Genomic DNA, 7,911 nt, shown 5'->3' on the forward strand with positions numbered 1-7,911 from the left:
TTGAAATATGGGATTGAACACCACTCGCATGAATCGCTTCTACGACTGCTAAAATTTGCTCTTTTGCTGCTGTTGCTTCAGCGCGGTCATGTACAAATTCCCCTAAGTTATCAATTGTTGTTTCAATCCCTTGGGTATTTAATTGTTTAATCGTTTCTAGGGTTTCAGGGATGTTTGTACCTGCGACCACGGATTGTGCACCTAATTTTAATCCGTATTGCTGTGCAAGATTATTAAGTGTTTGATTTTCTGATAAATCATAAAAAAAGTCTCTTAAGTTCATAGGTAATTGCTCCTTTTCTGTAAAAAGTTTGAATTTTAATTCGTAGAATATAATGATTCTTTGAAAAAAGCAACTCCGAAAAAAAACTATAATTTTAAAAAAAGCTAAAAATACCTTAGAAAATAAAGGTTTTTTGTAGAGAAAAAAGTTTTAAAAAGATTTTATTGTAAAAAATAGCTTTTCAAAATAATTTTTTTAACTTATGATACGGAGTATGTTTTGTAAAAAAAGTAAAGGAGACATTTTTTTATGAAAAATTACACTTTAGAAATAAAAACAGTTGATACTCATACGATGGGAGAAGCAACAAGAATTGTTACAGGTGGATTTCCAAGTATTACGGGAGACACAATGATGGAAAAGAAAGATTTTGTTAGAACGCATTATGATCATATTCGACAATTACTTATGAATGAACCTAGAGGTCACAAAGATATGTTTGGTTCAATTCTAGTGGAGCCCACAAATCCAATAGCCGATATTGGTGTTATTTTTATGGATTCCGGAGATTATTTAAATATGTGTGGGCATGGCACGATAGGTACAGTTACGATGTGTATTACAAAGGGGTTGATTGCTAAAAAAGAGTTAGTTTATGTAGATACACCCTCTGGGCTAATTGAATGCCACGTTGATTATGAAGAAGAATATGTAAAAAGTGTGTCTTTTATTAACGTACCTTCATTTTCTTTTATTAAGAATTATGAACTACAAGTAGATCAACACCTTATTCAAGTTGATGTAGCTTTTGGTGGAAGTTTTTTTGGGATAGTAAAATCTTCTCAGTTGAATTTAGAAATAGAACTTAAAAATAAAGATAAATTCATGTATTATGCTCATAAAATACGAAATATTCTGAATGATGAGTTATCTATGGTTCACCCGGAAAAGCCAACTATTACAACGGTAGATTTAATTGAATTTACAGAAGAGATAGGTTGCAATCATTACAGAAATGTTGTTGTATTTGGAGATAACCAAATTGACCGTTCACCATGTGGCACAGGAACTTGTGCAAAGCTATCAACATTAGATTTAAGTATTGGTGATCATATTATTCAGGAAAGTATTATTGGATCTCGATTTTCAGGAGAAATTATTGGTAAAACAACAGTAGGGAAGTATCCAGCAATTATTCCAAAAATTACAGGAGCTGCATGGATTACAGGAGAACATAATTTTGTACTACAAGCGCATGATGTATATACAACTGGTTTCTCAGTATAAATTATTTTAATATATGGAGGTTATGGATATGAACAAAGTATCTAATATCCAAGTTGTCATTATTGGCTTTATGTTATTTGCAATGTTTTTAGGGGCAGGAAACGTAATTTTTGCACCTGTTGTTGGTCAAGAGGCAGGAACAAATACAGCTATTGCTATGGCGGGATTCTTGATTACAGGAGTAGGGCTTGTTATTTTAGCAATTATTGCACTAACAAAGGCTGGTGGGACTGTAGAAAAACTTGCAGGTCGTGTACATCCTTTGTTTGCAGTAATATTTAGTGTAGCTTTATTTTTAGCTTTAGGACCACTATATGTTATTCCTCGTACAACTAGTGTTGTTTACGAAATTGGTGTACGGCAATTATTACCGTCTTCTACAAATCATACAATTTTTTATTGTTATTTTCTGTTATTTTTATTATTTTAACTATTTATCTATCATGGGAAACATCTAAATTTGTTGATAGATTAGGGAAATTAATTACTCCTGTTTTTGGTCTATTGCTAATTATTTTAGTAGCTAAATCAGTTTTTACACCAATGGGTAAAATTCATGAACCCGTAGCTGGCGCTGGATATGAAACAGCTACAGGAGCTTTTTTAAGTGGCTTTACACAAGGATATTTTACGATGGATGTTTTAGCGGCTTTTGTTTTTGGAGGTATTTTCATTAAATCAATTGATGCATTAGGTATCACATCTGCGAAAGAAGTTTCATCTGTATTTATTAAAGCTGGAATTGTTACTTTAGTTGGATTAATTTTATTACAAGTTTCAATGGCCTGGATTGGTGCATCAAGTGTTGATGCTATTGGTTATAAGGAAAACGGTGGCGAATTAATTGCACTGGCTTCGAAAGCGTTATTTGGACAATTTGGATTGTATTTAATTGGTGTTGTAATCTTCTTAACAGGTATTACAACAAATGTTGCATGTCTTGCAGCTGTAGCAGAATACTTTGCGCGTATTTTACCAGCTATCTCGTATAAAAAATGGTTAATTGTGATTTCAGCGGTTAGTTTGGTTATTACCAATTTTGGATTGAGTACGATTCTAAGCATGGCATCACCAATCTTAATGCTACTTTATCCAATTGCTATCGCGTTAATCATATTAGTGTTTGCTGACAAACTATTTGGCGGTGCTCAAATTGTTTATATTTGTACAATTATTGGCGTTTCAGTTATTGCTATTTTGGATGCTTTAAAAGACGCTAATATTGCAGTAGATTCAATTAATAGTACATTTGCTTTTGTACCACTCTTTGCAAATGGTGCTGGATGGATTATAACAGGTGTTATAGGATTTATAGTTGGATTGATTTTACGCTCAAAAAAACCATCCGAAAATACAGAAACTGTATCTTAATATTTATTTCGCACTTTATTTCACTTCCTGTAGTATAGAACATACTACGAATGAAAAGGTGATGATATGCACGACCAGTTGACGGTTCAACACGCATTATTTGTGGTAGGTGATGCGGTTTTGCAGAAATTTCAGCAAATTGCTGCACAGGTTTTAATAGCATAAGATGTCACAAAGCCGCTTTCTCTCAATTTTCTTAATAGCTATGCGGTGGTAATTCAAGTATGGCTCCTATTTAATGAAGAGTGCTTTGGTCTATGCTATGACGTGCAAAAAACAATGCCATTTGCGTGTAATATTTATACGCTGGATTTACTGCGTAAGAATAAGATTTTACAGCAATTTTGGATGAGAAGTCCGTTTGCTGTAAATGAAAAATTCGCGTATATTCTTGCGTATTTCATTGCCTATGAAATGCTCATCTGGGTTCACCGTTTGCTGAGGGATTTGCAGCCTGTTCAGCAATTAATCGCTAAAAATATGCAGCGAGATTATTATTTATTAGCGGTTGAGGCACAAGGTGTGCAAGATAGTACGGATGTCGTTTATGAGGAGCAAAAATTAGTCACGCATGTGCTAGGTCATAATGTGGCAACGACAACCGATTATCGCCGGCATATTGATTGTGCGATTCAGACGACAATCGCTTATTTTTCAGCAAAATAAAAAGAGACTTCCAATTTTGGAAGTCTCTTTTTTCTTACGGGCGACGTACAACAAGTACATCACAAGTCGCGGTGCGTAAGACAGCACTTGCGACACTACCGACAACAAGATGGTCTAAGCCACGGACACTTGATGCACCGATAATGATAAGATCGGCACCAACATCTTTGGCGATTTTTTTTGTGATGATCGAGCGCGGAGAACCGGCTTCGACAATGACATCAAATTGTGTTTCTGGTAAACCACTTTTTTCAATGAATTGTTTCACCGCTTCTTCGGCCTTTGCATGTGCTGCTTGTTTTAACTGTTCTTCTGTCTGTGTTAAATTTTCAAAGCTAGGCCAGTTGCGTGTATCCACGACATTCGCCACATGAATTTTTGCGGTATGGCGCCCCGCCACGTCAATTGCGTGTTCTAAAACGAGTGGTGATACTTCAGAGCCATCAATACAAACTAAAATATGTTGATACATAAAAATCCCTCCCTACACCTAGTATACATGGTGCGGGGAGGGGAATCGACAACTTTTTACAAATCTGGATGAACGACAAGCACATCGCATTTTGCCGTATTTAAAATATGCATCGTCACATTGCCAACAAAGCGTTCTGCGCCTTTTTTCGGACTACGTGCCCCACAAATAATAAGACCAGGATTTATTTCCTTCGCAATTTTCGGTGTGATTAACTTTCGAGGAGATCCTGCTTCGACAATAATATTGACGCGGTCATAGCGTTCAGGTGTATCGGATTTTGCTTTGTAGGAGGCGACAACTTCCTGACATTTTTTATACGCATCCTCAGTCATTTGATCAAAGGTCATTGCTGCATAACTTTTCATATAGGGGATAGCACGCATATCGATAATTCGTACTAAATAGACATCCGAATCATAACGTCCGGCGACAACAATTGCTTGCTCAAACAACTTATACGACATTTCCGTTCCATCTACACAAACCATGATTTTCTCATACATGTGAAACCCTCCCTATTAGTTTTATTGTTTATATAGCACTTTTGTAAGCGCTTTAAACATTGACTGGCACTTGTGGCACAAAAATGAATAAGGTGAATATTGTCAATTCCTCCTTACCTTGTCTATACCCGTATTTGTTCGAAGAAATGTGGGTATAGGGTAATTAATATCGAGAATGGGAGTGATCTACGTGAAGAATAGTGACAACATGATGGAACGCTTTATTGAGATGGAACGTCTTGAACGTTCAAAGGATTCACATGACTGGCTCCTTTGGCAAACGATAAAAGAAATTTTTGCAAAGCGCGATAGCAAAAGTTATTGGCGCTTTCCTTTATATACAAAAATAGAAGATACATTCGAACAACCGGATATTTTAATTATTGACCGAGAGGAAGGCATTTTGATGTTGCATGTGCATACAGGTGAAGTAGATGCGGCGACATTACGACAAGAAAAAAAGCGTGCTCAAATACAGCTAGAAAGTTTAATGGAAGTCTTTAATCGAGGAGATCCACGTACAGAAAATAAAATACACGGTAAGTCCTTTGTAGTCGTCCCGCATATTGCACAACATGACATGGACGATGCGCATTTTATATTCGGCAATAAGCTGACACCTAACCGCCTATGGCAAACGATGAAAGATGCTGAATATCAAATAAAAGGTGCTCGATTTAATGACGAGCGCTTTTTATTAGTACAGTCGTTATTACATGGTATTCGCCTACGTGAGCGCGAACAGCGACCAACGAAGACCGGCACACGCTATGAAGTGGTTTATGAGTTATCAAAGCAAGCGAAGGAAGTAGATTTAAAGCAAAATGAATTGGGTAAAATTATTCCACCAGGACAGCAGCGTATTCGCGGCATTGCAGGAACAGGGAAAACCGTTGTACAGTGTCAAAAAGCAGCGCATATGCATTTGAAATATCCAGATTGGCAAATTGGCTTTGTATATTTTTCATCGCATTTGCAAGAAACGATTATCGACCAAATCGACCATTGGCTACGTTATTTTAGTAATGATGCGGTAAGTTATGAGACAGCAAAATCACATATTCAGGTAAAATCATTTTTCGGTGATGATGGCTTTTTTGCGACAATTTGTGAAGCGCATAGCTATGAGCCACCAACACAACAATTACTGAAAAAGCAGCAGCATATTACATCGGATAGCGATTTAGTTGGCGCATTATGCACAGACTTTTTAAGCAATGTGTATATTTTTACACAACTATATGATGCATTATTAATCGATGAAGGCGAATGCTTTGTATCAGACGAGCAGTATCGTTATAAGGATAAACAAGCGTTTTACTGGCTTGCTTATCAGCTCGTACAGCCAATTGAAAATGAGAAGGTAAATCGCCGTTTAATTTGGGCGTACGATGAGAGTACGGATTTAACCAAAATGTTGACACCGACCGCACGCGATTTATTTGGCGAGGAGCCGTCATTTCGTCATTTTGTGACAGGAATGCATAAGGGTGGCTTGTTAAAAAGTGATATTATGCATCGCTGCTATCGTACACCTGGACCGATTATCGTTGCGGCGCACACAATCGGTATGGGACTACTGCGAAAAGAGGGAATGTTGGCTGGCATTACGACGAAGGATGCATGGCAACATTTAGGTTACGAAGTGCGGATGGGCGTGTTCCAGGAAGGGGAGCAAATTGTGTTATATCGCCCACCAGAGCATTCACCAAATAGTGTGCCTAAGCTATGGGATGGCGATTTAGTAACGCTTGAAACGCATGCCTCACGTCCACAGGAGCTTGACGATTTAGCGAAGCGTCTACAGCAAAATATACATGAAGATGAGCTCGATTGTACGCGGCATATCGCAGTGCTCGTCTTTGGCGAAGATGAGAAATTGTTAGAAGAAGTAGCAACGGGGCTAGCAGAACGTGGCGTGCCGACACATATTCCAGATGATAAAACGTTTTCCGTACCTGGAGCTGTGACGGTATCAACTGTAGAGCGAGCTCGCGGGCATGAGGCATATATGCTGTATGTTGTTGGTATTGATAAACTTGCAAAGGATGAACGGAATCAATTATTACGCAATGAATTATTTATAGCGTTGTTACGCACGAAAGCATGGTGTCATTTATCTGGAATTGAGGGAGGTAGCTTTTATGATGAGTTACATGACGTAATGAAATGCGGTAATACAGTAACGTTCATTTTTAAAAAAAGTAGTGAGTAGGAGCGAAAAGCGATGGAAAAAGCGATGATTATTATAAATCCAACATCAGGCAAAGAGCAAGGCACATCTTGTATTGAACAATTAAAAAACAATTAGCACATTATGAGGTGACGGTTTGTGAAACACAAAAGGAAGGCGATGCAACGGACTTTGCCAAAGAAGCTTGCAAGCAGCAACTAGATTTAGTGGTGCTTGTTGGAGGTGATGGAACGGTGCATGAGGGTATTAATGGCTTAGCCGAACAAACATATCGTCCAAAGGTTGGTGTCGTACCTCTTGGGACAGTAAATGATTTTGCACGTGCATTGTCCATTCCACTTGATGTGGAAGGAGCAATTGCCTGCATTGGTGGTCCATCCGTAGAGGTGGATATTGGTAAGCTCAATGGTCGATACTTTACAAATGTTGTAGCAATCGGTTCATTGCCAGACTCGGTGGGCAATGTATCGAGTGAGCAAAAATCAATGCTTGGCTCGCTTGCGTATGCATGGGAAGGTACAAAGGCAGCATTTCAACACGAAACCTATTCTTTTGATATTGACGCAGACGGTCAACAATTTTCAGAGGAGTCTTTACTCGTATTAGTGGCGCTAACAAATTCTGTAGGAGGTATGTCTACAATTGCGGATCAGGCCGCTGTAGATGATGGCTATTTACATGGGTTTGTTGTGAAATCTGGCTCTGTTTTAACAATCGCGAAATTGATGACGAAAATTGCTGCTGGAACATTCCGAGATGATAAAGATGTGCATGCATTTCGAGCGCATCAAATGACGATTAATGGACCATCGGGCATTCAGCTTAATGTTGATGGAGATATGATGGAGCATTTGCCTGCACATTTCTCTATCTTGCCAAAACATATTACGGTATATGGTAAACGTCAATAGAAAATGTCGCATGTCATCATAATCGATTATCTTTTCTATTTTTTAAGAAAAATAGTGGATAACTTCAGAAAGCGTCTTTTAGATACGACATATTTATGAGTAAGCGACAGCCTTAGGGGATAAGACACAACCTTTTAGTGGAAATTTGCCTAGTCGTCGATAAATAACAAAAAAGTAGCGTATTTTATACAAATAATTTGCGCGTTGACAACGCTTTTTTTATTAAAAGCTCATGAAAAAACAGCAAAAAACACCCCTTTTTCGTCTGGAAAAGGGGTGTT

The 7,911-nt window shown here is 37.8% G+C and carries 8 protein-coding genes and 1 pseudogene; 6 read left to right on the forward strand and 3 right to left on the reverse strand.

What is annotated here, in order from left to right:
• A pseudogene (locus tag KTHG_RS10955) lies at positions 1 to 283 on the reverse strand (proline dehydrogenase family protein); the annotation flags it as partial.
• 249 nt (positions 284 to 532) lie between these two features.
• Here KTHG_RS10955 and KTHG_RS10960 point away from each other — a divergent pair.
• From KTHG_RS10960 to KTHG_RS10970, 4 genes are all read left to right on the forward strand, one after another.
• Positions 533 to 1,510, forward strand: a complete 978-nt coding sequence (locus KTHG_RS10960) for a proline racemase family protein (protein ID WP_139993523.1) — start codon at positions 533 to 535, stop codon at positions 1,508 to 1,510.
• A gap of 28 nt (positions 1,511 to 1,538) precedes the next feature.
• A complete protein-coding gene (locus KTHG_RS21870; RefSeq protein WP_255512438.1) occupies positions 1,539 to 1,940 on the forward strand; it encodes a branched-chain amino acid transport system II carrier protein in 402 nt (133 codons plus the stop codon).
• The gene (brnQ, locus tag KTHG_RS10965; protein WP_255512439.1) at positions 1,910 to 2,881 is read left to right on the forward strand and encodes a branched-chain amino acid transport system II carrier protein; all 972 of its coding nucleotides are present in this window, start codon (positions 1,910 to 1,912) and stop codon (positions 2,879 to 2,881) included. The genes KTHG_RS21870 and brnQ overlap by 31 nt, the downstream gene beginning before the upstream one ends.
• A 210-nt stretch (positions 2,882 to 3,091) precedes the next feature.
• Positions 3,092 to 3,547 (forward strand): hypothetical protein, encoded by a 456-nt coding sequence (locus tag KTHG_RS10970; RefSeq protein WP_139993525.1) that lies wholly within the window; start codon positions 3,092 to 3,094, stop codon positions 3,545 to 3,547.
• Positions 3,548 to 3,581: 34 nt separating this feature from the next.
• Here the strand turns inward: KTHG_RS10970 and KTHG_RS10975 are convergent, their stop codons facing one another.
• Together KTHG_RS10975 and KTHG_RS10980 are read right to left on the reverse strand one after the other, a co-directional pair.
• A complete protein-coding gene (locus tag KTHG_RS10975) occupies positions 3,582 to 4,019 on the reverse strand; it encodes a universal stress protein (protein ID WP_126991870.1) in 438 nt (145 codons plus the stop codon).
• 56 nt (positions 4,020 to 4,075) lie between these two features.
• The gene (locus KTHG_RS10980) at positions 4,076 to 4,525 is read right to left on the reverse strand and encodes a universal stress protein (RefSeq protein ID WP_126991869.1); all 450 of its coding nucleotides are present in this window, start codon (positions 4,523 to 4,525) and stop codon (positions 4,076 to 4,078) included.
• 190 nt (positions 4,526 to 4,715) lie between these two features.
• Between KTHG_RS10980 and KTHG_RS10985 the strand changes: the two genes are divergently transcribed.
• Both KTHG_RS10985 and KTHG_RS10990 read left to right on the forward strand, forming a co-directional pair.
• Positions 4,716 to 6,740 (forward strand): DEAD/DEAH box helicase, encoded by a 2,025-nt coding sequence (locus tag KTHG_RS10985; RefSeq protein ID WP_139993527.1) that lies wholly within the window; start codon positions 4,716 to 4,718, stop codon positions 6,738 to 6,740.
• A gap of 107 nt (positions 6,741 to 6,847) precedes the next feature.
• On the forward strand, positions 6,848 to 7,630 hold the full coding sequence (locus KTHG_RS10990) for a diacylglycerol/lipid kinase family protein (RefSeq protein WP_255512440.1): 783 nt from the start codon (positions 6,848 to 6,850) through the stop codon (positions 7,628 to 7,630).
• Positions 7,631 to 7,911 lie beyond the last annotated feature (281 nt).

This window comes from Kurthia sp. Dielmo, from assembly GCF_000307285.2.
Classification (GTDB): Bacteria; Bacillota; Bacilli; order Bacillales_A; family Planococcaceae; genus Kurthia; species Kurthia populi.